Annotated in this window: 24 protein-coding genes and 1 pseudogene; 6 read left to right on the top strand and 19 right to left on the bottom strand. The window is 55.6% G+C overall.

What is annotated here, in order from left to right:
- Positions 1 to 52: 52 nt before the first annotated feature.
- From M0651_RS01780 to M0651_RS01720, 13 genes and pseudogenes are all read right to left on the bottom strand, one after another.
- Positions 53 to 934, bottom strand: a complete 882-nt coding sequence (locus M0651_RS01780) for a TRM11 family SAM-dependent methyltransferase (RefSeq protein WP_248550124.1) — start codon at positions 932 to 934, stop codon at positions 53 to 55.
- Positions 935 to 1,069: 135 nt separating this feature from the next.
- Positions 1,070 to 1,840 carry a TIGR03915 family putative DNA repair protein gene (locus tag M0651_RS01775; protein WP_248550123.1) on the bottom strand — a complete coding sequence of 257 codons (771 nt, stop codon included), beginning with the start codon at positions 1,838 to 1,840 and terminating at the stop codon, positions 1,070 to 1,072.
- Positions 1,825 to 3,150, bottom strand: a complete 1,326-nt coding sequence (locus M0651_RS01770; protein ID WP_248550122.1) for a putative DNA modification/repair radical SAM protein — start codon at positions 3,148 to 3,150, stop codon at positions 1,825 to 1,827. The genes M0651_RS01775 and M0651_RS01770 overlap by 16 nt, the downstream gene beginning before the upstream one ends.
- 318 nt (positions 3,151 to 3,468) lie before the next feature.
- Positions 3,469 to 4,689, bottom strand: a complete 1,221-nt coding sequence (locus tag M0651_RS01765; protein ID WP_248550121.1) for a response regulator — start codon at positions 4,687 to 4,689, stop codon at positions 3,469 to 3,471.
- Positions 4,686 to 6,458: a cache domain-containing sensor histidine kinase gene (locus tag M0651_RS01760; protein WP_248550120.1), complete on the bottom strand. Its 1,773-nt coding sequence runs from the start codon at positions 6,456 to 6,458 to the stop codon at positions 4,686 to 4,688. The genes M0651_RS01765 and M0651_RS01760 overlap by 4 nt, the downstream gene beginning before the upstream one ends.
- Before the next feature lie 78 nt (positions 6,459 to 6,536).
- Complete coding sequence (locus M0651_RS01755) at positions 6,537 to 7,361, bottom strand: carbohydrate ABC transporter permease (protein ID WP_248550119.1); 825 nt, start codon at positions 7,359 to 7,361, stop codon at positions 6,537 to 6,539.
- Positions 7,362 to 7,378: 17 nt separating this feature from the next.
- A complete protein-coding gene (locus M0651_RS01750; protein WP_248550118.1) occupies positions 7,379 to 8,269 on the bottom strand; it encodes a carbohydrate ABC transporter permease in 891 nt (296 codons plus the stop codon).
- Between the two features lie 118 nt (positions 8,270 to 8,387).
- Positions 8,388 to 9,743 (bottom strand): sugar ABC transporter substrate-binding protein, encoded by a 1,356-nt coding sequence (locus M0651_RS01745; RefSeq protein ID WP_248550117.1) that lies wholly within the window; start codon positions 9,741 to 9,743, stop codon positions 8,388 to 8,390.
- Between the two features lie 352 nt (positions 9,744 to 10,095).
- A pseudogene (locus M0651_RS01740) lies at positions 10,096 to 11,021 on the bottom strand (LLM class flavin-dependent oxidoreductase).
- Positions 11,014 to 11,718 carry a histidine phosphatase family protein gene (locus tag M0651_RS01735; protein WP_248550116.1) on the bottom strand — a complete coding sequence of 235 codons (705 nt, stop codon included), beginning with the start codon at positions 11,716 to 11,718 and terminating at the stop codon, positions 11,014 to 11,016. Before M0651_RS01735 ends, M0651_RS01740 begins: the two are co-directional and overlap by 8 nt.
- 21 nt (positions 11,719 to 11,739) lie before the next feature.
- Positions 11,740 to 12,708 (bottom strand): adenosylcobinamide-phosphate synthase CbiB, encoded by a 969-nt coding sequence (gene cbiB, locus M0651_RS01730; RefSeq protein ID WP_248550115.1) that lies wholly within the window; start codon positions 12,706 to 12,708, stop codon positions 11,740 to 11,742.
- A complete protein-coding gene (locus M0651_RS01725; RefSeq protein ID WP_248550114.1) occupies positions 12,708 to 13,457 on the bottom strand; it encodes an adenosylcobinamide amidohydrolase in 750 nt (249 codons plus the stop codon). The genes cbiB and M0651_RS01725 overlap by 1 nt, the downstream gene beginning before the upstream one ends.
- Complete coding sequence (locus M0651_RS01720; protein WP_248550113.1) at positions 13,454 to 14,551, bottom strand: pyridoxal phosphate-dependent aminotransferase; 1,098 nt, start codon at positions 14,549 to 14,551, stop codon at positions 13,454 to 13,456. Before M0651_RS01720 ends, M0651_RS01725 begins: the two co-directional genes overlap by 4 nt.
- 259 nt (positions 14,552 to 14,810) lie before the next feature.
- On the opposite strand from M0651_RS01720, the gene lplA reads away from it, so the two are divergent.
- The 3 genes from lplA to M0651_RS01705 are packed head-to-tail and all read left to right on the top strand — an operon-like array spanning position 14,811 to position 17,571.
- Positions 14,811 to 15,815 (top strand): lipoate--protein ligase, encoded by a 1,005-nt coding sequence (gene lplA, locus M0651_RS01715; protein WP_248550112.1) that lies wholly within the window; start codon positions 14,811 to 14,813, stop codon positions 15,813 to 15,815.
- 31 nt (positions 15,816 to 15,846) lie between these two features.
- A complete protein-coding gene (locus M0651_RS01710) occupies positions 15,847 to 16,740 on the top strand; it encodes a DMT family transporter (RefSeq protein ID WP_248550302.1) in 894 nt (297 codons plus the stop codon).
- 33 nt (positions 16,741 to 16,773) lie between these two features.
- Positions 16,774 to 17,571, top strand: coding sequence for a Cof-type HAD-IIB family hydrolase (locus tag M0651_RS01705; protein WP_248550111.1), 798 nt, complete (start codon positions 16,774 to 16,776; stop codon positions 17,569 to 17,571).
- 295 nt (positions 17,572 to 17,866) lie between these two features.
- On the opposite strand, the gene M0651_RS01700 is transcribed toward M0651_RS01705, so the two are convergent.
- The 3 genes from M0651_RS01700 to M0651_RS01690 all read right to left on the bottom strand — a co-directional run bounded on the left by M0651_RS01700 (position 17,867) and on the right by M0651_RS01690 (position 20,264).
- Positions 17,867 to 18,652 carry an MBL fold metallo-hydrolase gene (locus M0651_RS01700; protein ID WP_248550110.1) on the bottom strand — a complete coding sequence of 262 codons (786 nt, stop codon included), beginning with the start codon at positions 18,650 to 18,652 and terminating at the stop codon, positions 17,867 to 17,869.
- A gap of 105 nt (positions 18,653 to 18,757) precedes the next feature.
- Positions 18,758 to 19,678 (bottom strand): anti-sigma factor, encoded by a 921-nt coding sequence (locus tag M0651_RS01695; protein ID WP_248550109.1) that lies wholly within the window; start codon positions 19,676 to 19,678, stop codon positions 18,758 to 18,760.
- A complete protein-coding gene (locus tag M0651_RS01690; RefSeq protein WP_248550108.1) occupies positions 19,656 to 20,264 on the bottom strand; it encodes an RNA polymerase sigma factor in 609 nt (202 codons plus the stop codon). Before M0651_RS01690 ends, M0651_RS01695 begins: the two co-directional genes overlap by 23 nt.
- A gap of 161 nt (positions 20,265 to 20,425) precedes the next feature.
- On the opposite strand from M0651_RS01690, the gene M0651_RS01685 reads away from it, so the two are divergent.
- The 3 genes from M0651_RS01685 to M0651_RS01675 are packed head-to-tail and all read left to right on the top strand — an operon-like array spanning position 20,426 to position 23,703.
- Positions 20,426 to 21,586: a COG1470 family protein gene (locus tag M0651_RS01685; RefSeq protein ID WP_248550107.1), complete on the top strand. Its 1,161-nt coding sequence runs from the start codon at positions 20,426 to 20,428 to the stop codon at positions 21,584 to 21,586.
- 3 nt (positions 21,587 to 21,589) lie between these two features.
- Positions 21,590 to 22,609: an ABC transporter ATP-binding protein gene (locus tag M0651_RS01680; protein ID WP_248550106.1), complete on the top strand. Its 1,020-nt coding sequence runs from the start codon at positions 21,590 to 21,592 to the stop codon at positions 22,607 to 22,609.
- Complete coding sequence (locus tag M0651_RS01675; protein WP_248550105.1) at positions 22,606 to 23,703, top strand: ABC transporter permease; 1,098 nt, start codon at positions 22,606 to 22,608, stop codon at positions 23,701 to 23,703. Before M0651_RS01680 ends, M0651_RS01675 begins: the two co-directional genes overlap by 4 nt.
- Positions 23,704 to 23,792: 89 nt before the next feature.
- Here M0651_RS01675 and M0651_RS01670 read toward each other — a convergent pair whose 3' ends face one another.
- The 3 genes from M0651_RS01670 to M0651_RS01660 all read right to left on the bottom strand — a co-directional run bounded on the left by M0651_RS01670 (position 23,793) and on the right by M0651_RS01660 (position 26,385).
- Positions 23,793 to 24,857 (bottom strand): sulfate/molybdate ABC transporter ATP-binding protein, encoded by a 1,065-nt coding sequence (locus M0651_RS01670; RefSeq protein WP_248550104.1) that lies wholly within the window; start codon positions 24,855 to 24,857, stop codon positions 23,793 to 23,795.
- A 293-nt stretch (positions 24,858 to 25,150) separates the two neighbouring features.
- The gene (locus M0651_RS01665) at positions 25,151 to 25,747 is read right to left on the bottom strand and encodes a TetR/AcrR family transcriptional regulator (protein WP_248550103.1); all 597 of its coding nucleotides are present in this window, start codon (positions 25,745 to 25,747) and stop codon (positions 25,151 to 25,153) included.
- 5 nt (positions 25,748 to 25,752) lie between these two features.
- The gene (locus M0651_RS01660; protein ID WP_248550102.1) at positions 25,753 to 26,385 is read right to left on the bottom strand and encodes a YigZ family protein; all 633 of its coding nucleotides are present in this window, start codon (positions 26,383 to 26,385) and stop codon (positions 25,753 to 25,755) included.
- Positions 26,386 to 26,390: the final 5 nt, after the last annotated feature.

Here is a 26,390-nt window from a genome sequence, read left to right as displayed (position 1 = left end):
CAAAAAATCGACGGATTTCTATAAATAAAAAAGAGGAGGGTAACACACTACGTTACCTTTCCCTGTTAACCACCCATACTTTTCGGACAAAATGGCCTTTGCTAACGGTACAGCGATCCGTAACAATCAATCCCGCTTCAGTCATATCTTGCTCCAGCGGCTCGGTGGAGACGATCACCGTTCTTGTCGAGATTCGCCTTACATTGTCCAGCATCCGCCGCCGCTCCACAGCAGGCAGCACCGAGCACAAATTGTAGGGAAGATCGACGATCGCAGCGTCGTACTCCCCGTCCAGCTCGTTCAAATCGCCGATTTTCACGATTGCTGTATCCTCATAACCGAAGTGACGCAGATTGCTTCTTGCTCCGCGGATTGCAACAGGATTGATATCCCGCCCAACGATGTCGATCCCCATCGACAACGCTTCGATCAGCACATTTCCCATCCCGCAGCACGGGTCGATCACTCGTTTGCCTTCCGGGTTGGGCACGGCAATATTGGCCAGCGCCCGAGCCACCACCGTCGTTAACCCGGTGGAATAGTTATTTGGCTTCTCCTTGTGCGCAAGCCAGACCGGTTCGGAGATGCGGCAAATCCCCAGTACCCAGTCGTCCTGCCGCGCCAGCAGTCCCAAGGTCACTTCAGGCTCGCGCATCTCCGCGATGCCGCGAATCCGGGCACCTATCCGGCGCTCGGCCTCACGCTCTCCTTCATAGGTTTGCCGCTGTCCACTTTTGAGATAACGGACCTTGAAGGTATAGCCCTCCAATTCCAGCAGCGACGCCAGTTCACCAAGCTCAGCCAAAGTAGGCGCGGTAAACAAAACATCTAACCGCAGCTGTACGAACGGACTGCGATTGGGCGGCAGCCGGAGCGGGCTTTCCAAATAGGCCGCTCCCTCTGAAGCCTGCCCGAACAGGGCGCGTTGCTCCATCAGACAGAGCTCCCGCTCGCTCTCATGGCTGGCAAAAGGATAAAAATACGTGATGGGGGATGAATTCAAATTGTAGCTTGGGTTCAATCTAGTGACATCCTCTCTTGTCCTTATCTCCCCATTGTACCAGAATGTTCAATCCTCCCGCATTTCGGTCAACTGCGCCCAGTATCGCTTGGGCATATGCGACATTTGCGCCCGCGGATTCAGCCGTTCCCGGATCGCCACGGTGTCGTAAAATTGCTTCCACAACCGGCGGTACACCCGTTCCTGCTCCCCCACTTCCGGCAGGACGAGCTCATCGAGATCCACGATTCCCGTCCGATCCGGAGTCGCCTCCTTCGGGCGGTGGATCAGCGCCTGACGATGAGTTTGATCGTAGATCAGAAACGCCTCCTGCCGATAACGGTTGCTAAAATGCGGGGCTAAGATCGGCAACACGCGGTTCTTGGGTTCAATCACCGAAACGAGCACATCGCCGTATACCGAGAAACGGACAAAACCCATCAAAGCGTGACTTTCCGTATTCAAATGTCTTACGGCTTTGCGCAGCCGATGCACCGTCGTCTCGGTCAGCATATCCATAACCGCCCGCCCATGCCGGAATCCAAGCCGCAGGAAGCGGTAGATCAGCAAATCCTTCTGCGGCTCGCAAGTCAGGAACCCACGGCGGACGAGCTCCTGGGCGTCCTGCGAGATGCTCCGCCTGATGGCGCTGTAGACCCTGGACGCCTTCTCAGGTGAGGTCTCCACCCACCTCGACTCAAATAACTTCACTTGCGGGTCATCGTCAGCTCGAAGATCGACCAGTTCTTCCTTGCGTTCATAGCTTTCGAATACACAGCTAAGCAGGCCGTCGAAGCTCCCGTCATAAGCGTAAGCCGCTCCCTTCATCCAAGCAGCCATGCGCCGAGCTCCCTTCCCGCTGTCCCCGCTAACTCCTCGTCGGAGAACAACGACAGCTGCTCCGCCTTCGGCTGTGGCAGGTACAGGTCCATTTCCTTGCGAGAAAGCAAGGATCTAAGAATTGTACTCTCGTTCACTTTCAACCCTTCCAGCCGACGGCCAGAACAAGTGAGGAAGTATTGCGCCCGCTTCAGCACGACACCCAGCTTCTTTAATCCATGAAAATCAAGCCGCCCCGTTCGCCGCGCCGCCACGATCCGTTTAGCGCTGCGTATGCCGATCCCGGGGACACGCAGCAGCGTTTCATAAGGAGCCGTATTGACCTCCACCGGAAAACGATCGATGTGCTGGACGGCCCAATGGCATTTCGGATCCATGAATAAATTAAAATTCGGCGTCCGTTCATCGAGCAGTTCCTTGGCTTCAAAGCCGTAGAAACGCAGCAGCCAGTCTGCTTGATACAAGCGGTGCTCCCGCAGCAGCGGGGGCTTGGTGTCCAGCGACGGCAACAGCGTATGCTCCGCCACCGGCGTATAGGCGGAATAATACACCCGCTTCAACTCATATTTGCGGTACAGCGCCTCCGTCAAATTCAAGATGCTTAGATCGCTGTCCGGCGTAGCGCCGATGATGAGCTGGGTACTTTGTCCGCCGGGCACAAACCGGGGGGCATGGCGGTATTTCACGAGCTCAGTACCGTTCTCGCGGATGCCTTGCCGAATGGCGCGCATCGGCTTCAGAATCGCCTCCTTGCTCTTATCCGGCGCAAGCTGAAGCAAGCTGTTCTGGGAGGGCAGCTCAATATTCACGCTCATCCGATCCGCAAGCAGCCCCAACCGGGCGATCAGCGCGGGGGCGGCGCCGGGAATCGCCTTCACGTGGATATACCCGGCAAATCCATATTGCTTCCTCAGCAGCTCCAGCGTCCGGATTAGCTGCTCCGTGGTATAATCCGGGCTGCGCATGATCCCCGAGCTGAGAAACAAGCCCTCGATGTAATTGCGGCGGTAGAAATGTATCGTCAGTTCCGCCAGCTCTTCCGGTGTAAACGCGGCACGGCGCGTGTCGTTCGAGCGGCGATTGACGCAATATTTACAATCATAAATGCAGGCGTTTGTCATCAGCAGCTTGAGTAGTGAGATGCAGCGTCCGTCGGCAGCAAAGCTGTGGCAGATCCCGCAGGCCACGGTATTCCCCACCGTCCGGCTGTCGCCGCTCCCCCCACTTCCCCGTTCGACGCCGCTAGAAGAACACGATACATCGTATTTGGCTGAATCCGTCAAAATAGTCAGCTTGTCATATAGATTCATTCCTGCAGCCTCCCTTTTGGCTGCATTATATTACGAACATACGTTCCTGTCAATGAACTGCCTCTCACGCCTAGCATGAGGAAAAACCTGCAATTGTGCAGGCTTTTGCCGCCAAAGGTCCCCTAAAAAGCAAAAAACCTGCAAAAGTGCAGGCTTTTGCGGCCAACAGGCCGATTTCCATCTATGACACGAAAAAAACTGTATTTTTGCAGGCTTTTTCTCCAGGACAGTCTATTCCACGAAAAAAGATGTATAATTGCAGGTTTTTGGTCAAGAGCACGAAAGCAGCAATCCCGACAGTCCTAGCAATCCCGTTTGTCACTTCACCTGCGACTCCTTCGTTCCGCCGCTGGCCAGCAAAATATTAATGTTCTGCTGCTGGCGGTATTCGTTAGGCGTCACGTGATATTTCTTGCGGAACATTTGCGTAAAATGACGCATGTCCTGATACCCAATGTATTCGGCGATCTCCGCGACCTTCAGCTTCGGGTTCAGCAGCAGCTGCTTCGCTTGCTCCAGGCGGAGCGAGGTGACGTACTCCTTGTAGCCGAGCCCAACCTTCTGCTTGAACAGCTGACTGAAATAGGCCGGATTCAGATAGACGATCGAAGCGACCTTTTCCAGGGAAATATCCTCGTTGTAGTGCTCCTTGATGAATTGCAAGGCGACGTCGATCGCTTTCTCCCCGCTGCCCTTCGGCGCATCCAGCAAGGTAACCGGCGAATCGGAAGCCTGCTTCATGCGCATGACCACCTGCGGCACGGCCTTGAAATCGTTGTTCAAGCCCGAGTGGACGATCTGGAAAGGCACCTTCAAATAATGCTTCATGTGTGCCTTCACTTCGTCTTGAAACTGGCCGATCCGTTCCGGATCCCGCGGCGTAATCAATCCCAGCAGACTTTGGCGGTCGTAGCTGACGACAAACCCCCGCCCATGCCGCTCGATCAGCTCGGACAGCACATTCTCCACGATGAAATGCTCCAGCCGCACGCTTTTGTCCCCGGCATCCATCTGGACCATCATCAAATAAAAACTGAGATGGTCCTCCATAAACGGAGTCAGGTCCAGATTCCCGATGTCCAGGCCGGAGGCCAGCCGCTGAAACACGCCTTCGCGCAAATATTTCAAATTGGCTTTCAAAAGTTCCTCTTCCTTGATCAGCTCGCCCTCCTCGCGGATTTCCGCCGCCAGGGTGCCGATAATCTCCTGCAGCCGGGTTTTCCCGATCGGTTTCAGCAGGTAATCTCTTGCCCCCAGCCGCACCGCTTCTTGGGCGTAGGCAAATTCGCTGTGGGCCGAGATGACCACCCACTTGACCTGAGGAAACTTGCGTTTGGAGATCCGCATGAATTCCAGTCCGTTCATCCCCGGCATCAAAATATCGGTCAGCACGATGTCAAATCGCTTCTCTCCCATCAGCTTGACCGCATCTTCCGCACCTTCCGCCAAATCCACCGCATATTCCGGATAGATCCGTTTGATCGTCCGCTTGATCCCTTCGCGAATCGCCCGTTCGTCGTCGGCAATCAGAATATTCACTTTGAAACGTCTCCTTCCATAGGAAGCGGCAGCATGACGGCTACCTTGGTTCCTTCATCGGGAACGCTCTCGATCTCCAGACCGTAACGTTCGCCGAACATGTGCTGGATACGGCGATGCAGGTTCTGCAGGCCGATGCCGCTGCTGCCCGTACCCGACTCTTTTGGGATTTGCCGGTTCAACGACTGTTTAAGCCAAGCCAGCCGCTCGGCATTCATCCCATTGCCGTTGTCCTCCACGATGATCTTGAGCACGTCCCCGACCTCCAGCGTATACAGTTTAAGCACGCCTTGTCGTTTCAAGGATTCGAGTCCGTATTTTACGGCGTTTTCGATGATCGGCTGAACGGTCATCTTCGGCAACCGGATATCCAACCAGCGCTCGTCAACCGACGTTTCCACCCGCAGCCGGCCCTCCAGCCGGATCAAGATGATCGTCAAATAATGATGAATCTGCTCCAGCTCTTCGCGTAACGTAACCTTGGCCCCGTCTTTCCACTCGCTGCTGTAGCGGAACATCGAAGACAATGACAAGATGAGCTCGCCTAGGCGGTCGTTCTCTTTCTCGTCGAGCAGCCAGTAAATCATGTCCAGCGTGTTATACAAAAAATGCGGGTTCACCTGCGACTGCAGTGCATGCAGCTCGGCATTTTTCTCGCTGACCGAGGAGACTTTGACCCGCTCGATCAACTCCTCGATCCGGCTAACCATCCGGTTAAACGAAGCGACGAGAATGTTGATCTCCTGGTAGGATGAGACATTCACCATCCCCCGAAAATTCCCGATCTCCACCTGTTTCATCTCGCGGATCAGCTGCTTTAGCGGCTTCGAGAACGTCCGGGACACCAGACTTGCGACGACGGCGGACACGATGATCAGGATCGAGATCACAATGAGCAAATACCGTTTCGTCTCCACCAGCTCGACGTTCAAATCTTGGCGCGGCGTGATGCTGACGACCGACCAGTCGGAGAAAGGCAGACGGGACGCAACCGTAATTCCGGAGTCCTTCTGCTCCACCACCAAATCGCGGGACGACTCCAGCTTGGGGAGGTTTGGCAGCACCGGTACCGGCTCGGTCAGCGACGAGACGACCTGACTCTGCTGGTTGATCAGATAGACCTCGCTATGCTCGCCCAGCTTCAAATTATCTAAGGCATCCAGCACAGGCCCGGGGTTCACCTCAAAGAGAGCAACCCCGATCGGCTTGTGTTCATTCAAATCGTAAATTTGCCTGCCAAAAGCAAATACCGGACTGTCTTCGTTCAAATCGATCAGTGAATGCGCATACACACCCAGCCACACCAGCTTCCCCGATGAATCGCGAAGCTGTTGATACCATTCTTCCTTCGGATAGCTTGAATCGAGCACATTCATCGAGTTGCCGTAATTATAGATTTTCCCCCGGTTGGTGATGACATGGATACCTACCAAATCGTCGCGCGAATAAAAAATCGCCCCAATAATGTTCGTAATCGATTGCTCATTAATATAAGCGATCGCTGGCTCGTCGGTTTTCTCGTTCAGCAGGCGGATCATTTCGAAATTGTTCGTGATCGACTTGGACAAGCTGTCGTACCCTTCGTACAGCAGGCTGAACAGCCCGGCGGTTTGAGCCACGTTTTTTTGCGACAGGTCGCTGATCTTCTCGTGATATTGCTCGGTGGTCCGGTTATAGTAAAGCAAGCTGACAATCAGCAAAATGCCCGACATGCAAAAAAGAAACAGCAAAAACAAAAGATGGTTGATGGAATGAAAGCCGTTTCGCAACTGTTTTCCCCCTCCCATCCTCGTGTCCTGCTGCTCCTCCATTATAAGTCCGCTTTCCTATTTTGCAAGATGATCCCTTTAACCTTTGACAGCCCCCGCAACCATCCCTTTCGTAATTTGATTCGACAGGAAGAAATAAATCAGAATGACCGGCAGCGCACCCAGCACGAGGAAAGCGCCGATCGCCCCATAGTTCACGGAATATTGGCTGACGAATGTATATACCCCAAACGGCAACGTCTTCAACTTCTCGGAAGAAATGAAGGTCGCAGCCAAGATATACTCGTTCCAAATCGTAATAAAGGTCAAAATACACACCGTCATCATCGGCGGCACGGACACCGGGATAATGATGCTGCGGAAGATCCGGTAAATGCTCGCTCCGTCGATAAAAGCCGACTCTTCGATTTCCGCCGGGATGCTCTTCATGAATCCGCTGAGGATAAACACGGCGATCGGGGTGGAAAAAGCGATATACGGCAAGATCAGCGACAGGTGGGTATTGAGAATATCCACGTTTTTGAAAATCACCATCAGAGGCAGCAGCGTGGCCTGCATCGGGATCATCATCCCCATCAGAAAGACGGTCATGACTAAGCCGCCGTACCTCCAGCGGAACCGCGAAATCGCGTAAGCCACCATCGAGCTGAGGAGGATGACGCAGATCATCGTGATCGCGGTGACCATCACGCTGTTGGATAAGTATTTCAAATAGCTGCCAGACTCGTAAGCGTCCTTGTAGTTGTGCCACTGCAGCGCCTTTGGCAAAGCGAAGAAGATTCCGCTCATGATCTCCTCATTCGTCTTCAAGGAATACAGCAGCAGCCACAACAGCGGGTACAGCTGAGTGACAACCGGAATCGCAAAGAGCAGGTATACGACTCCTTTTTTGATTTTGCGCATGGACCTCGCCTCCTTGGCTAGCTGTATTTTTTCTCAAGCTTGTTGAAGATGGAATTGATGATCGCCGTACAAACGAGGCACAACAGGACCAAGAACGTGGCAATCGCGCTGCCGTACCCGTACTTCAAGGACAGGAACGAGCTGTTGTACATATGCGTAGAGATGACATCCGTTGCATGCGCCGGACCGCCGGCCGTCATGACCATCACGAGGTCAAACGCCTGCAGGGATCCGATAAACGCCAGGACGATCGATATTTTAAAGATCGGGACGATCAGCGGCATCGTGATGTAACGGTCTGCTTTGAAACCTTCCGCCCCGTCGATTTTCGCAGCTTCATAAATTTCGTCCGGAATGTTCTGCACCCCGGTGTATTGGATCAACAGGTGGTAACCGAAATACTGCCACAGCGATACGAAATATAAGCTAAACATGGCGATCTTCGGCTCGGTCAACCAGTTATGCGTCCAACTGTCCAGTCCGAGAGCAATAAGCACCCCGTTCAACATCCCGCCCATCGAGGTCGGGTTATAGATGGTTTTCCAAAGTTGTCCGATAATAACGACCGACAAAATCACCGGCGTAAAATAAATCGATGCCAGCGTATTCCCTTTCTTCAAATAACGGCTGAGCAATATGGCAAAAAACAAGCAAAGCGGAATCTCCAGCATGGAGGCGACCGCATAAAGCAACGTTCTCCGGACCGACGGCCAGAAGACCGGATCATTCCAGAACATGTCGCGGAAGTTGGACAACCCCGTAAATTTCGCGGTGGTGATCCCGTCCCAATTCAACAAGCTGGTCCCAAATGATACGAGTATCGGAACAAACACCAGGCACACATACAACAACAGACAAGGCAATACGAAGACGGCTATTGTGCGTGCGGGCACCTTCAGTACTTTCATCTCTCCGCCCCCCAATAGAAATGCGATGCGAAGAAGCGCTCTAGCACGAATGCTCATAAGGCTACTTCGCATCGATGGAAAGGTAACTTTTTAGAATTGTTACGTTAGGGTTAGTTCATTATTGCTTATTGGCTTCGAAGGCGGTGTGATGTTCTTTGGCAACTTGAGCGGATTCCACTTTCTGTACAAACAGGTTTTGGATGCTGCTCAGGTGTACTTGCGCCGTTGCCGGATTCATCGTGTTGTCGAACGCCAGGTCGCCGCCCTTCACTTGGTTGAACAATTCAGCCACGTTAATAGCGAGGTCGGAGTAACCGGCTGCTTTCAGGTCGCCATCGACTTTTTGGCCGAGACCTACGGCGTTTTTGTTCTCAAATTGCTTCTTCGGGAAGTTCAGCGTAAAGAAGTTCAGGAAATCCTTCGTTTCCTGCAAATGCTCGCTATTCGCCGATACTGCAAACGCACTGCCCGGTGCGAGCATGAACTCGTTTGGATCCCCTTTGCCGTTCACGGTTGGGAATTGGAATGCGCCAACCTTGCCAGCTACAGACGAAGCATCGATGGCGCCTGTCTCCCAGGAACCGATCACCCACATCGCCGCTTGACCCGACTTGAAGATGTTGCCGCCAGCCGTTGCGTCAATGGAGGTTGCGCCGTCCGGGAACGCGCCGGCTTGCACCAGCTCTTGGAACTTGTCGACGGCTTCGATGAAGGCCGGATCTTCAAACGTCTTCTTGCCGTCCATCACGTCTTGCAGGAAGCCCGGACCGCCGTTCGTGCGAAGCAGGATGTTCATGAACAGGAACGAACCGGTCCAGGAGTCCTTCTCCCCGATCGCCAGCGGGGTGATGCCTTTTTCTTTGAATATTTTCACATCAGCCAGGAACTCGTCGAAGGTTTCAGGTGTCTTCGTGATACCGGCTTGCTCGAACAGTTCCTTATTGTAATAAACCACTTCGATATTGTTGCCGTCCGGCAGGGCATACACGTTGCCGTCAAAGCTGTAGTAATCCAACAATCCCGCTTGGTACGTGTCCTTCAGGCCGTTTTGGTCCAGCATATCGTTCAGCGGTGCCAGCAGACCGGCATCCACGAACGGTTTCATTTGCGCAGCCGGGTTTACGATCGTAATATCCGGAACCTCTTTGGAAGCGGCTTGCGTTTTGAGCTTGATTTTCTGCTGGTCAGTATTCAACGTGTCGAGCTCGATATGAATGTTAGGATGTGCTGCTTCATATTCTTCGACCAGCGCATGGATCGTTTTATAAGACGGAGTAGCCGGGTCTGGATAAATGTTCTGGAACGTAATGGTGATCTTCTCACCGCTGCTCCCGCTGTTCGCCCCGTTCCCGGCCGGCTCGTTCGCCGCTGCATTGTTCTTCGCCGCGTTTCCTCCGCAAGCCGACAAGCTCAGCGCCAGCACGGCGGTTAAAGCGATTGCCGAAGTTCTCTTCCATAGCTTCTTATTGACCATTGAATCATGCCCCCTGTGTTTAGGATAAACTCATTATTTCGCCTTTAAGCGCTTTCAACAAGGCGCGAACTTTGGATATCCGGTTGGTTTTTTTTAGGTATGTAGAAATTCCCCTGTTTCCTTGGAATTGGGAATGGGGGGGCGGGGGAGGGATGCGCGGGGGCTTAACTAATGTTGCAATTTCTGCAACATTAATGGCCGGCACTGGGTTGCCGACCTCATAATGTTGCATTTTGTACAACATTCCACAGTAAATCGGGCGTTCTGTCGCAAAAATGCTGCACTTTCTGCAACATTTAAGCCAGAACCCCGGTGGATCACGGTAAAATGTTGTACATTCTGCAACATATCATCAGCAGCACAGTTCGGCAAGAAGCCGATAGGAAAGCAGCCGTTCCTCGTAATCTGGGATCGGCGAGACGATCAAAAACTCGTCGTTAAGACACTCACGCTGCAGATTCTGCAGCTGTTCGCGGACTTGCTGTCCTGTCCCGACAAACCCTTGGTAAGGCGAACCTCCACGGGCGCGGAAACCTTCGGCCGCCTTCGCTGCCAGGGTTTTTGCCCGTTCTTCGGTCTCCGCGCAAACCACGCTCACGGCAAGCATGGCGGATGGCTCGGGGCGGTGAACGGAAGGGCCAAAGGCTTCGCGGTAGGTACGCAGGATCTCGGATCCGTCACTGTCGCTCATAAATTGGCCAAAGACGTAACCCGTCCCGAGCTCGGCCGCATAACTTGCGCTTTTGACATTTGTACCAAGCATCCACAGTTCCGGCGGGAGCTGAGGAATTGGCCTTGCGGTAACGGGATGATCCTCGTAGCGGTAACGATCCGCAAGCAGCTCAGAGAGATCCTTGGCGAGCTGCGGATAACGGCTTACCCGTTCCAGGAAATTGCCGCTTAACGCCATAGCAGCGTGCGCCTCCCCGCCGGGAGCTCTCCCGATCCCAAGGTCGATACGCCCCGGATACAGAGCCGCCAGCAGCCGGAAGTTTTCCGCTACCTTCAGCGGGCTGTAATGCGGCAGCAATACGGCACCTGATCCAAGTCGGATCGTCGGGTAGCCGCTCCAATAGCGGCCAGCAGCACCTCCGGCGCCGAGCTGGCCAGACCCTCCATATCGTGATGTTCCGCCGTCCAGTACCTTAGATATCCCAGATCTTCCGCTTGCCGGGCCAATCGGATCGCATGATCGAGCGCCGATTCAACCGCAGTCCCCGGCAGCCTGGGGACCAAATCCAGCACGCTTAGCTTCAACTTCATCTCAGGTTCATGCATCGAACTCCCCCTTCTCCCCCTCAGGTTCTCCTTGCCCCGGAAAATACAAACGTTGAACGCCGCCCGGCCCAACCCGGGTATCCCAGAAACCTAAACCTGGCTGCAACAGAGAACATAACATCGAGATTACGCCGCCATGGGTGACGATGAGCAAACGGATGGGTTCAGGGGGCTGTGATGGGGTTAGCGCCGAAGGCGGATGCCATCGAATCGTTGACGGCAGGGAGGTAGACCCCCGCAATCGGACGTTGGCTTGACCTGCTCCGGCCAAAGCTTCAGTATGTGCGAGTAACTCCCCGCACACTTCCGAGACACGTGCTTGGAAGGTCTGCCACGATTCGCCGTCAGGTGGCGTTACGGTCTGTGGGTCGTCTAGCCAGGCACGGTAGGACTCCTCATCCTTGAGCATCTCATAGGTCTGGCCTTCCCACCGGCCGAAATTTATTTCTCGCAGTCGAGCGTCATGTTGCGCGCCGTCTATTAGGTCCTGACGGACCCATGCCAGCGTTTCCCGGCAGCGCCGCAAATCGCTGGTGTAAACCGCGGCGAAGCTCAACCCCGCCAGTTCCCGGCGCAGCTCGGCCAAGCCCGATGCTTCACCCGGCAGCAGGGGGAGATCACTGTTCCCTTGATACCGGCGTTCGGCATTCCAGGCTGTCAGACCGTGCCGAACCAGCCACCATTCCACGTTGATCATCGTTCGTTCACCTCCCAAGGACTAAATCCAAACCCAATGACCGGTAATCGCGATCCAGATCGCCGTTCCTACGATCACCGTTGCATTCGCTGCCCAGAACATCAGCTTCGCCGTCTTCGCGACGTCTACGGGCGCCAGCTCTCGAGTCTTGTCGCCCATATAGGCGCGGAACGACACGACGCCGTGATAAGAATTTTCGCCGCCAAGACGCACGCCCAGCGCCCCCGCTACCGCCGCTTCCGGATAGCCGCTGTTCGGGCTCGGATGCTTGGCGGCATCTCGGCGCACCATTCGCCGCGCGCCGCGGGCATCCAGCCGCAAGGCCCATGCTGCGATGTAGAGCAGCAGCGCTGTCAGCCGCGCGGGGATGTAATTGGCGATATCGTCCAACCGGGCGGAAGCCCAGCCGAGATCGATGTATTTGTCGTTCTTATAGCCGACCATCGAATCGAGGGTGTTCACCGCCCGGTACGCCATCGCCAGCGGGGCGCCGCCCAGCAGGGCATAAACAAGCGGCGACACGACAGCGTCGACGATGTTCTCGGCGACGGTTTCGACGGCGCCGCGGGTGATTTCCGGCGCATCCAGGAGCGCCGTGTCGCGTCCGACGATCATGCCGAGCGCGCGGCGGGCGGCGGGCAGGTCACCGCGCAGCAGGTGCCCGGCCACGTCCATGCCCGCCTCGCGCAAGCCTTTGGCGGCGATCGTCGTCCAGATAAGGGCGGCCTCCACTGCGGCCGCCAGCCACGGGCTGACCTGGGCCAGCAGGCACAGCAGCGCCCAGGTCACGGCAAAGCCGCCGCCGGCGACGACCAGCGGCAGCAGCACCCCCGCCACCCGGTAGCGGCGGGGCGGAACGAGGCGGCGGATGGCCGCCTCGAGCGCGGCGATCGCCTTGCCCATCCCCACCACCGGGTGGGGAAGCCAGCGCGGATCGCCGAGCAGCCGGTCGAGCGCATACGCGACCGGCAACACCCACCACGCCGCCATCACCGACGTGCTCCCGCGCCCGCGCCTGCCGCCGCCGCGCGCAGCGACGCGCCTACGGCGGCGTACACCAGGCGGCCCACCGTGCCGCCCAGGTCCGTCGCGGTGCCCGCGTACGCGTGCAGCAGCGGCCAGTCGGCCCGCTGACTCACGCCAAGCGCGACCGCGTCGGTCGTGGTGCCGGTGGCCGCAAGCCCGTTCTCGGCGTCCAGCACGCCGAGATCGCTGAGCGCGGCCGTCTTGGCCTCCGTCGCCGTCATCACGGCGTTGACCATCGCCGCCGGCGTCAGCCGTCCGTCCACGGCCAGCAGCACATTGATCGTTCCCGGCGTCCATGAAGCCGGGAACGTCGTCCGCTGAACGCCGGCCCGCGCGGCGTTCGAAGCCCCTGCCGTGACGCAGCAGAAGACGGCGAAATCGTCGACCCGCTCCTCCGCCACCGCCGCATAGCGCATCGGCACCGCCGTCAACAGCCCGGCTGTTCCTTCAGCCGGGTGACCCCACTGCCCTAGCAGTTCTACGATATCTCTCGCAGGATCGTCGCAGCGGTATTTCCGGTCAACGTAAATGTTGACCATGCGGCGCAGCTGACTGAAGCCGCCGCCATATACCGCGCTGCTCAGGCCGTCCATCGCCTGCGGCGCCTCCAGCAGCAAATGGCGCTCCCCCAATTCCAGCTTCAAGCCGGGCCAGGCTTCGGATAGATAAGCTACACCCGGCTGCGCCTCCGCAAAAGGCATCTCCGTCCTCATTCTTCCCTTCCTCCCATCACCGCTTCTAACTCCCGCAGCAGCTTGCCGCAGGCCGGTTCATCCTTCACTGCCAAGCGGATGTCCCGGTTCGTCAGCCCCGGGTACATCGCGCAGCTGCGCACCAATACTCCGCGCCGTCCCAATGCGGTTTGCATCGCTTCGGCCGTCCAAGGCTCCGGCAGCCGGACGAGCAGGAAGTTCGCTTCTCCCGGCCAGTTGCGGCAGCCCAGCCGCGTTAGTTCTCCCATCAGCCGATCGCGCTGCCGCTTCACCAATGCCAATGTCGCCAGCTCGTACGAAGCATCTGCCCCTAAGCAATACTCTCCCGCCAACAAAGCCAGCGAATTGACGCTCCAGGTCACCTGCTTGTCCCGCATGCGCCGGGCCGTCTCCGGATGCGCGATCGCGTAACCTAGCCGGAGGCCCGGAATGGCGTAAAACTTCGTCATCGACCGGATCAGAATGAGATGCGGATATTCCCCCAGCTCCGGCAGCAGTGTCCGGCGCTCCGACTCCGGAATAAAGTCGATAAACGCCTCGTCCACCACCACGTACGTGCCGTGTCGCTCTCCGGCCGCGGCGAACCGCCGAAGCTCGTCCATCCCGTACTGCACCCCGTTCGGGTTGTTGGGCTGCCCGATGAACGTCAAATCCGTCTCACGGATCAGCCCTTCGATATCCTCCGGCGCTGCCCGAAAGGCTTGCTCCTCCGTTCCGAACACCGACAGCACCCGAGCGCCAAACTGCTCCGAAAGCGTGCGGTATTCGGAGAAGCAAGGCTCCACCACCCCGACCCTCTTCGGGGCGAGTCCGAGCAACGCCAGAGCCATATTTTCCGCGGCCCCATTGCCAACGGCCAGCGTCTCCTCCTCCACTTGAAGGCGGGACGCCAACTGCGTCACCAGCTTGCGATGACCGGGATCCGGATAACGTACAATGTCCGGCAGCGCCTCCCGAAGGGCATCCAGCAGCCCCGGCGGCGGCCCCAGCGGATTGATGTTGGCGCTAAAGTCCGTCCATTCCCCCGCCGCCACGCCGTACCGGGCCGAAGCCGTCACCAGGTCGCCGCCGTGGCCGTAAACTTCCAATTCCATGACTGATCCCTCTTTTCTTACGCTCTATGCAAAAATGAACGGATTTTTCAAACTCGTTCTAAAAAGTTCAGGTGTCCCCATTATCTGTTCCCGGTCACCTTCCGTCAATAAGGAAGCTTTCGGTTCTTTTTCACCAAATCTCCCTGCTCCCCCTTTGGTTTCGACACCAATTGGTTTACAATAAAATCGTATGCGTGTTTGACTATATACCGGGGCCTGAGATTCAGGCGGCCGGCCGCAAATAGGAGGATGGAGAACCATGCTGTTTATTGATAACGAAGGTATTACCGATGCGTCCGTCAATTTGGCCATCGAAGAATATGCCCTGAGACATTTGCCGCTGGAGGACGACAGCTATTTGCTGTTCTATATCAATGCCCCTTCCATCATTATCGGCAAGCACCAGAACACCATCGAGGAGATCAATCAGGAATACGTCAAGGAGAACGGCGTGCAAGTCGTGCGACGGCTTTCCGGAGGCGGCGCGGTATACCACGACCTGGGGAACCTGAACTTCAGCTTCATCACCAAGGATGACGGGCAATCGTTCCACAATTTCCGCAAGTTTACCGAGCCGGTGGTGCAGGCATTGAAATCACTGGGCGTGAATGCGGAAATGACCGGGCGCAACGACCTTCAGGTCGGGGAGCAAAAGATTTCCGGCAACGCCCAATTCGCCACGCGCGGCCGCATGTTCAGCCATGGCACGCTGATGTTTAATCTGAACCTCGACAACGTACAGGCATCGCTGCATGCCAATCCGGAGAAATTCAAATCGAAGAGCACCAAATCCGTGCGCAGCCGGGTCGCCAACATCATCGATTTCCTGGACCGCAAAATGACGATCGAGGAATTCCGCGCCGAGCTGCTGCGGCATATTTTCGGCATGGAGCCGAACGCGGTGCCTCAGTATAAATTGACGGAAGCGGATTGGACGAAGATCCATGAGATTTCCGCGCAACGCTATAAGAACTGGGATTGGAACTACGGTTTGTCGCCGGAGAGCAACGTGAAGCACGCGAAGAAGTTCTCGGTCGGCATCATCGACCTCCGCATGAACATCAAAGACGGGCATATTCAAGACATCAAGATCTACGGCGATTTCTTTGGCGTCGGCGACGTCGCGGATATCGAGGACAAGCTGAGAGGCGTGAAATATGAGGATTTGGCCGTACGCGCGGCGTTAAGCGGTGTCGATGTGAAGCACTACTTCGGCAATTTGGAGCTGGACGAATTCATCGGACTGGTTTTCCTTGAGGAATAACGAATCTGCTGTATCTTTGAAAAAGCCCACCATAAACCGGACCCGCTTGGCCGATATGGGCCTGCTGTTCGTCGCGTTCATGTGGGGCTGCACCTTCTTGATTGTTCAACACGCGGTGCGAGTGCTCCCGCCCCTGGCCTTTAACGCCATCCGCTTTATCGGGGCGGCGCTGCTGCTCGCTTTGATCATCGCCGCGTTTTATCGGCACGAATGGAAGCAATTATCTTGGAGCATGGCGGGGCATGCCGCGCTGCTCGGGTTGTTCCTGTTCCTAGGCTATTCGTTTCAAACGGTCGGCTTGCTGTATACCTCCACCTCGAACGCGGGGTTCATTACAGGCTTGTCGGTCGTCATCGTGCCTTTTTTATCGTTTTGGCTGCTAAAACATCGCATTTCCCGTTTCACCTGGATCAGTGCTTTTCTGGCCGCCCTTGGCCTCTATTTGTTGGCGTTCGCCGGCACCCGGGGTTTCGCTTTGAATCTCGGCGATGCTCTCGTGTTCTTATGCGCCATTGGCTTTGGACTGCATGTCGCCTACACCGGCGTATTTGCTCCACGTTATCCGGCGCTTCCTTTAGCCTCGCTCCAGATGCTGGTCGTCGGTGTTCTTAGCGCGGCCGGTTCGCTTCTGTTTGAACGTTCGACTTCCTGGAGCGAGACGGCCGGTCAACTGATGCAGCCGGAGGTATGGCTTGCACTGCTCGTTTCCATTGGACCGACCAGCGCGTTCGCGTTTTGGATTCAGACGGTAGCCCAGAAATTCACCAGCCCCTCCCGGGTTGCCGTCATCTTTGCCATGGAACCGGTGTTCGCCGCGGCGACCGGCGTGCTTTTCGGGGGGGAGCAACTAGGTTTGGCGGCCGGACTCGGCTGTTTGTGCATCTTGGGCGGTATGCTGCTGGCGGAATTGAAATCCGCCGGTTAGAGAGAGATCATTCATTTTTAAAGGAGAGAAACCATGTATAAACTGATTGCCATCGATATTGATGATACCCTAATTAATGACGACAAAGAGGTTACTCCCGCAACGCAGCAGGCGTTGGAGCAAGCGGTGTCCAAGGGAGTTGTCGTCACCCTGGCTACCGGCCGCGCCTATGCGTCGGCCCAAGCTATTGCCCGTCAGACCGGGCTGAATGTGCCGATTATTACGTACCAAGGAGCACTGGTCAAGAACCTGATGGACGAAAAGGTGCTCTACGAGCGTTACGTTCCGATGGAAGCGGCGCACAAGCTGTTCGAGTATTGCATCGAGCGCAACCTGCACCTGCAAACGTATATCGACGACAAGCTGTACGCCCGCGAGGAGAACCAGAAGCTGATCGACTATACCACGCTGAACCGGACCCGGTATTACGTGGAGCCGGATTTCGCCAAGTTGGTGGCCCAGCCGACCCCGAAAATGTTGATCATCGACGAGCCCGATTACCTGGACCAAATCGCGCCGGAGCTACGCGAGCTGTTGGGAGACGGCGTTCATATCACTAAGTCCAAGCCGAACTTCCTGGAAATCATGCATGCGGAAGGTACGAAAGGCCATGCCCTGCGTTTCCTGGCGGATCATTTCGGCTGCGACTTATCGCAAACGATCGCCATCGGCGATTCGTGGAATGATCATGAGATGCTGGAAGCCGCCGGCCTGGGCGTCGCGATGGGCAACGCCATCCCGGCGTTGAAGGACATCGCCGACTTCGTCACATTGAGCAACAACGAGGACGGCGTGAAGCATGTGATTGATCAGTTTGTGTTGAAGGTTTAGCGCGAAAAAAGACTAACCGGAGTTCCTCCCGTTAGTCTTTTCTTTTACATCAAGTCGATTTTTCGCATATAAATTGCCGCTAACGCTCCAATCTGCGAAATCTATTCGGTTTTTCATATAGATTCAGGGCATTTGAACCTGATTGGGGTGAATAAGTATGAAATTTCATATCCATTGGGTCCAAGTGACCTGTCGTGGGTGAAATGTATTCGAAATTTCGCATACATTCGGCAGAAAGTACCAGCAAAGGGCAAATTGTATTCGATTTTCGCATACATGATCCTCAAGCCCACCATCACTCCCCCGTCTGCAGCGCCACCCTCAACCCCGTTGCGGCAAACTCCACACCCTCCGGCAATCCATAATCACGGCGTAGGTCGATGTCATGCGACAGATGCGTGAACACCGTTTGTGCCGGGCGGACCTCGTTCAGGAGCTCCAGCGCTTCCTTCACATCATACACCGACCGGGTCGCGAACTCCGCCGTCTCGTGATAAAAGCTCGTGCCCAGCACCAGCAGATCGAGACCATGTAACGGCTCCTTTTGTTCCTCCGGCAAAGCGATCGAATCGGAGCAATAGGCCCAGGTGAAACCGCCTTTCTCCAAGCGATAGGCATACGAAAATCCGTTTTTGCCGTGGAACACCTTCCATGCGCGGATTCGCCACCCAGCCAGCTCGATGCCCTCATCGCCGATGGCGTGCAAATCCAAATGGCCGCCAAGCCACGGATATTGCCGAAGGATCGTCTCCAGTACCTCTTGCGGTGCATACAGCTGTCCTCTTCTTCCCAGCCAGCGACAAGCGTCCGCCCATTCGGGCAGCCCGCCAATATGATCGAAATGGGCGTGCGTGACCAGGATCTGCTCTGCAAAACGCTGCCCCCGCCGCTCCATGCCGGACCGCCAATCCGGGCCGCAATCAATTAAAAATCCGCCTTCATTGCCTTCAACCGCGACCAGAGCGCGATACCTTCGGTTCACGCCGCTGGTGCTTCGCGCTTCCCCGCAAACCACGCAATCGCAATACACCCTGGGAACGCCCATGGCGTCCCCGGTTCCGATAAACTCGAGCTGATCCATACCGAAAAAGTCTCCCTCCTGACGAGCCCATTGTCTATTTTTTACGTCGAAAGCTCCCGCCATCCAACCAGTCTGAAGGTTGACTAAGTCAAATACGCCGTATACTTATCGTCCCAGCAAATCCAACGAGATGGAATTCGGGACTTTATTCATGTCCTGCAACCCAGAAATCGGTTCAATCGTCAGCTCCAGATCGTCATCAACATTTAGCGTCCTATCCTTGACGTACAAATGCGCCCGATTCGCATGATATTGCAGCAGTCCCAAGCTGTCGCGTGCGCCTTCCTTCACGATCCAGACGCGGATCGTCTGCCCTTTGTCCGGGACGAGCCCGCCAACCAACATGAGCATTTCCCGAGAGGCTGCGTTGTACCACACCCTCCCGTTCTCCGGCTCCAAACGGCCCATCGCAATCGGATAAGAGATCGTATCTGGCTTGGACAGGACCGGCAGCGCTTCCGGCTCGTACGTTTGCACATAATGACCCCAGCCAGCCTCGGGCTGGTTCAGGTGATCCAAGGCGTATCCCATGCCCACCAGCAACATGAGAGCTGCTGCCATCGACACGGTCCACTTCCAACGTACCGTCAGCAAACGTAACGCCCGGCGCCGCCACCCGATCACTCTCACCCGACGACGCAAGCTGCGCCGAATCCGCTCGGAAGGAACGGCATCCGCCCAAGAGTCATGGCGCGGCATGGAAGGAGTGGTAGCATGTTCCGGCGAGTTCGGTCCCTCCGCTGACATGACTTGCGACAGATCCGGCTCTCCGGCTGTTGGCTTCCCCGGCATGTCCAGCTCTGATGCATCAGCGCCAGCCAACCCCAAGACGTCCTGCCAATATGTTTTCTGCCCCAGGCAGAACTTACAGGTGTCCAGATGTTTCGCCATTTCGGAGTGTTTCGCCTCCGTCAGCGTTCCCAGCAGCCAATCAATCCACTCCTGCTCGGAATACATCCGAAGGCATACACTCTCGTGTTCCGCACTACCGATGTTGCGAATATTATCTCCGGCTTGCCCGTTCATGCTCGTTCCCTCCTTCCAGCGGTTCTCCCCAGCCCTGCTTCTCCAGCTGCTTGCGTAAATTATTCAATCCGTAACGCACCCAGGACTTCACAGTACCGATTGGCACGCTCCAAGCCTCCGCCATTTCGCGTTGGGTCTGTAAGGCGAAATAGGAGCCCATAATCGCCTTCTTCTGCGGTTCCGGCAGCCCGTAAATCGCCGTGCGGAGCGCCTCCCGCTCCAACCGCGACAACGCTTCGTTCTCACCGGAGCCTTCTTCGTCCACCGCATCCCGGCGCAGCGCCTCGTCGCCCGGATACTGCAGTCGCGCTTTGCGCCGCAAGCGGTCCAAACTGCGGCTGCGGGTCATGACCGCCAGCCAGGCCTTGATCGAACCGCGTGACGGATCATAGTCCTGCCCGCGCCGCAGCACCTCCAGAAACACCTCATGGCAAATATCTTCGGCCTCCATCCGCTCCCCAACCAGACGGCAGGCCACCTGCATGACAAAAGGAAAATAACAGGCGTAGAACGTATCAAATGCCGACACCGAACCGTCGCACATTTCGCGCAGCCGCCTGGTCATCTCATCATTTTGCAGGTCCATGTTTGTCCCTCCCGCAAAATTTTCTCCTCTTCTTACCTCCCGTTTTATCAAAAATGGATTCGCTTGAAAACCCCAAAATTTTTTTGACTTATATAAATCCATGGGGGCGTTTCGTGCGTACCCTTGATGAACCATCAAAATTTTCATAGGGGGAACAAGAGATGTTTCAACAAACCTATCGAAAAGCGGCGTTCCTGCTGCTCATCCTGATCACGGCCATAGGCGGTGCTCTTTCCGGGGGTGGCAAAGCCTCGGCGGCCGGATCGCTGGAGCTCTACTCACCTTACTTAGAATGGTCCGCAGCGCCGGGCGAATCCGTGTCTTATACGATCGATCTCGTCAATCACGGCAGCAGTACAGCTTCGGCCAACCTCTCTTTGGAGACGCAAAGCAAGGATTGGACATACGAATTAACCGCAGGCGGACGCGAGATCTCGCGACTGGCGGTAAAGGCCGGCGAGACCCAAACCTTCAACCTCGACCTTGACGTACCCCTGCAAGTCAACAAGGGCCGCTACGTATTCAATCTCAAAGCGGATGAGGCCACGTTACCACTCGTCGTCAACGTTTCAGAGCAAGGTACCTTCAAAACCGAGCTGACCCTGGACCAGGCGAACATGGAAGGACATTCCGACTCCACGTTTACGTACAGCGCCGTGCTGCGCAACCGGACAACGCAGAAGCAGACCTATGCCTTCAGCGCGCAAGTCGAACAGGGCTGGGATGTCCGTTTCAAAGCGGACGGCAACAGTGTAACTTCGGTTGAAGTCGAACCGACCGCCGAGAAGACGATTACGATTGAAGTCAAGCCGCCGGAGCAAATCAAAGCCGGCACCTACGAAATCCCGATTGCGGCAACAAGCGGCGATTCCACAGCCAACGCCAAAATCGAAGCGGTCGTGACGGGGTCGTACGACATGAAATTTTCCACGACGGATGATCGGCTTAGCACGGACGTAGGGGCGGGCTCCGAACGTAAGTTGACCTTCGTCGTTCAAAATACCGGTTCCGCCGAGCTGCAAGATCTTTCCTTCTCCTCGTCCGCACCGACGGATTGGGAAGTATCCTTCGAGCCTTCGTCAATCACAACGATCGCCCCGGGCGAGAGCAAGCAGATTCAAGCCACGATCAAGTCGAGCAAAAAATCACTCCCCGGGGACTACGTAGTCAGTCTAACCGCCTCCTCCGCAAACAAAAGTGCGAACGCCGATTTGCGGGTGACCGTGAAATCGTCCGTATTATGGGGATGGGTGGGGGTTCTCATCATACTGGCAGTTTGCGGCGGCATCTACTACCTGTTCCGGAAATACGGGAGAAGATAATCCATGGTTACTAAGACCGGTATAAATATGGCACCCACCCTATCGGCCACCGGAGAACGTCCGGTCGTTGAGCTGATGCAGCTGACGAAGAAATATGTCGAGGCCACAGCCGTCGACCATCTGAACTTGAGCATCGCCCGCGGGGAGATATTTGGTTTACTTGGCCCCAACGGCGCAGGGAAAACCACCACGATCCTGATGATGTTAGGACTGACTGAACCCACCTCGGGGCAGGCGCGAATTTGCGGATTCGATCCGACGCGCGAGGCGCTTAAGGTGAAGCGGAAGGTGGGTTACCTGCCGGATGATGTCGGGTTCTACGAGGACCGGACGGCGCTGGATAATCTCGTGTACACGGCAAGGCTGAACGGCGTATCGCAACAAGAAGCTCTGCAGCGTGCCAAAGTGCTTCTGGAGAAAACCGGACTTGCGGACAATGCCGGCAAAAAGGTCGGAGCGTTCTCCCGAGGGATGCGGCAGCGCTTGGGTCTGGCCGATGTGCTCATCAAAAACCCGGAGGTCATCATCCTCGACGAGCCCACACTCGGGATTGACCCCGAGGGGGTGCGGGAGCTGCTCGCCCTCATCTCCTCGCTGAGCCGTGACGAGAAATTGACAGTGCTGCTGTCCTCGCACCACCTGCATCAGGTGCAGCAAATTTGCGACCGCGTCGGCTTGTTCGTTCAAGGACGGTTGATCGCCTCCGGCGACATCCGGTCTCTGTCCAAGCAACTGGATGCAGTCGGCAATGTCTATGTGGAGGTTGGCGCCAAAGGCTGGACGGAGGAGTTAGCCCGACAGATCTCCGGTTTGGAAGGTGTCCGCGACATCCGATACCCGGTTCAAGGCGACGATGATCATGAGCGCGGCGTAACTGCAACCGTAGTTTGTGATCGCGATCTTACCGCCCAAATCGCCGAAGCCGTCATTCACGGGGATGCGGAGCTCGTGTACATCCGCCGCAAAGAATACGGACTGGTTGACATTTATCATCGTTATTTTGAAAGAAGGAGTGAGCCATGATGCAGCCTAACAAAGCAGTCGAAAGCCGAACACTAAAGGAGCTGCTGCGCTTGAATGAAAGGCGGGAGCGCATAAGCAGATTGTGGGCGGAGCTGCGTCCCGCAGGCGAAGCGGACCGGCCACGGGAACGCTCGTCCTCCTCCTTTTGGGTCATGGTGCAGAAGGAAATCGGCGATCATTTGAGCAGTTGGCGCTTCGGAATTCTGATGGGCATTATCGTGCTGGCTTGCATCGGCTCGATTTATTCGGCCGCTACGGCCATTCGATCGGGTGGCAGTGCGGCTGACGGCGGAGTGGGCGATACGTTTCTGTTCCTGAAAATGTATACCTTAACCAGCTCCGCGCTGGCGGTTCCCTCCTTCTCCACGTTCCTGTCCTGGTTGGGACCGCTGATCGGGGCTACACTCGGATTCGACGCCGTTAACTCCGAACGGAATAAAGGGACCCTAGGCCGCCTGCTGTCGCAGCCTATTTACCGCGATGATTTCATCAAAGCGAAGTTCATTTCCGCTTTGGCGATGATCGCTGTCGTCGTATTTTCGCTCGGCTTGCTCGTGATGGGGCTTGGCTTGTTTACGATCGGGTATCCGCCGACGCCAGAGGAGTTTGCTCGCATCCTCATCTTTCTGCTCATCGCCGTCGTTTACATCGGCTTCTGGCTTTGCTTGTCGATCCTGTTCTCGATTCGCTTCCGCCAGGCGGCGACATCGGCGTTGTCGTCCATCGCGATTTGGTTGTTCTTCACCATCTTCTACAGCATGATCATCAACATGATCGACAGCGCGACGGCCGTGTCGCAGATGGCATCACCGGAAGCTCAGCTGCGGCAGATGAATCTCGTGCTGACGCTGAATCGACTGTCCCCGACGGAGTTGTTCTCGGAGACGATCTCGACGATGCTCTCGCCCGGTGTCCGTGCCCTTGGACCGCTGACGATGGATCAGCTCGTCGGAGCGATCGCCAGCCCTTTGTCGCTGGGCCAAAGCCTGCTGCTGATCTGGCCGCAGCTGACCGGTCTGCTCGCTGCCACGATGATCTGCTTTGGCTTGTCCTACGTCCTGTTCATGCGCCAGGAAGTCCGGTCGAGAGCGTAAACGAATACGAGAACGCAAAGAAGCCGCTGAAAAACCATTCAGCGGCTTCTTTTTCTTCCCGCCAAAATAGCGGTATTTGGGGGCCAATATTAAATCATCACGCTCAGCGGATCGCGCTTCAGGGGATTCTCGAGTATCCAGCTCCGCTCCTGGTCGAAGAGATAGGCGCGGTGCACCAGGACGCGCACCTCCTGGCCCGCCTTCAACGTTTCCTTCTCCAGGGAGCGAAACGTCGTCAGCGTATGCCCGCCAACCTCGACCTCCACCAGCCATTCGCTGCCTCGGAAGTGCAGGTGCTTCACGATGCCTGGGGCAGTTGCGGACAACAATGTAAATTCGTGATCGGTGCCCACTTCGATATATTCCGGACGGATCAAGGCTTTCGTCTCCGGCCCGCCGCTTTCCTCCTCGAAGCCCTTCAGGTCAACAGCACGCTCCACCAGCGTCGATTGCCCGATAAATGAAGCGACAAACGGAGTCTCCGGTTCCTTGTAGATATCCCACGGCGTCCCTTTTTGCTCCAGACGTCCCTGATTAATAATCATAATCTCGTCGGCCACTTCAATTGCTTCATCCTGGTCATGGGTGACGAAAATCGAAGTGATACCCACCCGTTCGATCAACTCCCGCAACCACGAACGCAGCTCCTGGCGGATCTTGGCGTCAATTGCGGCAAACGGCTCATCCAGCAACAACAGCTGCGGCTGCGGTGCCAAAGCACGGGCAAAGGCAACCCGTTGGCGTTGCCCCCCTGACAACTGATGCGGATAGCGATGCTCGAATCCCCGCAGTCCCGTCAACTCGACCAGCTCCATGACCCGCGCCCGCGTATCCGCCTTCGATACCTTCTTCACTTGTAATCCGAAGGCAATATTATCGAATACCGTCATATGCTTAAAAAGAGCGTAGCTCTGGAATACAAAGCCGATTCCGCGATCCTGCGGCGCCAGCTCGTTGACCCGCTTCCCATGGAACAGAATCTCCCCGCCATCCGGCTGCTCCAGTCCTGCAAGCATGCGAAGGATCGACGTTTTGCCGCCCCCGCTAGGTCCCAGCAAACCGATCAATTGCCCCTTTTTGATGCCAAAACTGACATTTTGGACGGCATGAAAGCTGCCAAAATGCTTATCTAAATTCCGCACTTCTACATGCATGCAAAACCACACATCCTTTCCGGTTTCGAAAGAACTGAATTATTATATATTCTGATGAATTTACTTGGATTTGTTTATAAGAATAGATTACCAAACCCCAAGCATTCCGTCAATCTGAAAAAAAGGTGTAGCCAAGCGGTTTTGGCGGCTTTTTTTCTCCAAATGTCACACAAAAAACCGGCCTGCCCCGAACATTTATGACGGGGTTGGACCGGTTTTGTCAATTAGTGTTATAAAGTATTGATGCAATAATGGTGTAATTGGATAAAGCGAGAAGTGAAAACAAAAACGCCTTATGACGTTATGCGGTAAATGCTGTGGCTTAACATTTTGACGTGCGCGACAGCGGCCGGCTTAATCTCTTCAAAGGTCAGCCGATCCTGGATGTAGTAAGAGATAAATCCATGCATACCCAAAAACATGCTGAGCGGAAGAGACGGATTGTTCTCCAGTGGATGCCTCTCCTCCTGCAAAAAACTGCGGATGATGGACTCAAACATATTGAAGCATTTGGCCTGTTCGCTGCGACAGTACGCCAATATTTCCTCGTCCCTGAGCATAAACATGATTTCGTATTGGTGCGGATGCTCCAAGCCGAATTTGATGAATTCCAGCATAAGCTGCTCCGCTTTGGTCAGCCCGTCGGTAGGCGGCCGCTTGGTCACCTGCTCGCACAGATGGGTCAGTGACTCGAAATCTTTCACCACGATGGCATAAAACAACTCGGCTTTTTCCTTGAAGTGATAATAAAGCGAGCCGTGACTGTATCCCAAATGCTGACCGATGCTCCTCATGGAAATCCCGCGGTACCCTTTGATAATGAACAAGTGCCGGGCCGCTTCCATAATTCTTTCTCTCGACAACTCCTGATCAACTGCTCTTCTTGCCATAGGCATTATTCCCCTTCAATAAAATAAACCTTTTCACCTTCCGTCATCACGGCCTGCCCTCCCGTCAAATCGGTCATCCAATCCTTGAAGGCTTGCGCCTCCGGATGATGCGGCAGACAGCATAGTGTCACCTTATCCGCAAACCCCGTATCTCCCGTAGTGATCCCGCGGTTACGCAATTCATTCTCCACTTTACCTAGCCAAGTGTAATCAAGCTCCACGAATACTTGCTGGTGAAGCACACGGGTAATGGCTTCCCCTGCTTCAATCGCTGCGACGGCTCCGTCAGTATATGCCCGAATGAGACCGCCCGCCCCCAGCATGATCCCTCCGAAATACCGGGTTACAACAATGGCGACGTTCTTGAGGCCCTGATTTTTGATCACCTCCAAAATCGGCTTGCCGGCTGTTCCGCTCGGCTCCCCGTCGTCCGATTGCTTCTGGATTTCATCCCGTTCCCCGATCATGTACGCGGAACAGTTGTGCGTGGCATTCCAGTGTTTCTTCTTGATCTCCTCAATAAACTGAAGCGCATCGGCTTCGGTTTCCACCGGTTTCACATGCCCAATAAACCGCGATTTCTTAATAACGATTTCTTGCTCTCCGGCTTGCCGAACTGTCTTGTACTTTTCCAACATATGAG

The sequence above is a fragment of the Paenibacillus mellifer genome (assembly GCF_023195895.1).
Taxonomy (GTDB): Bacteria; Bacillota; Bacilli; order Paenibacillales; family Paenibacillaceae; genus Fontibacillus; species Fontibacillus mellifer.
The sequence above is the reverse complement of the archived record's forward strand: the minus strand, read 5'-3'. Positions and strand labels throughout refer to the sequence as shown.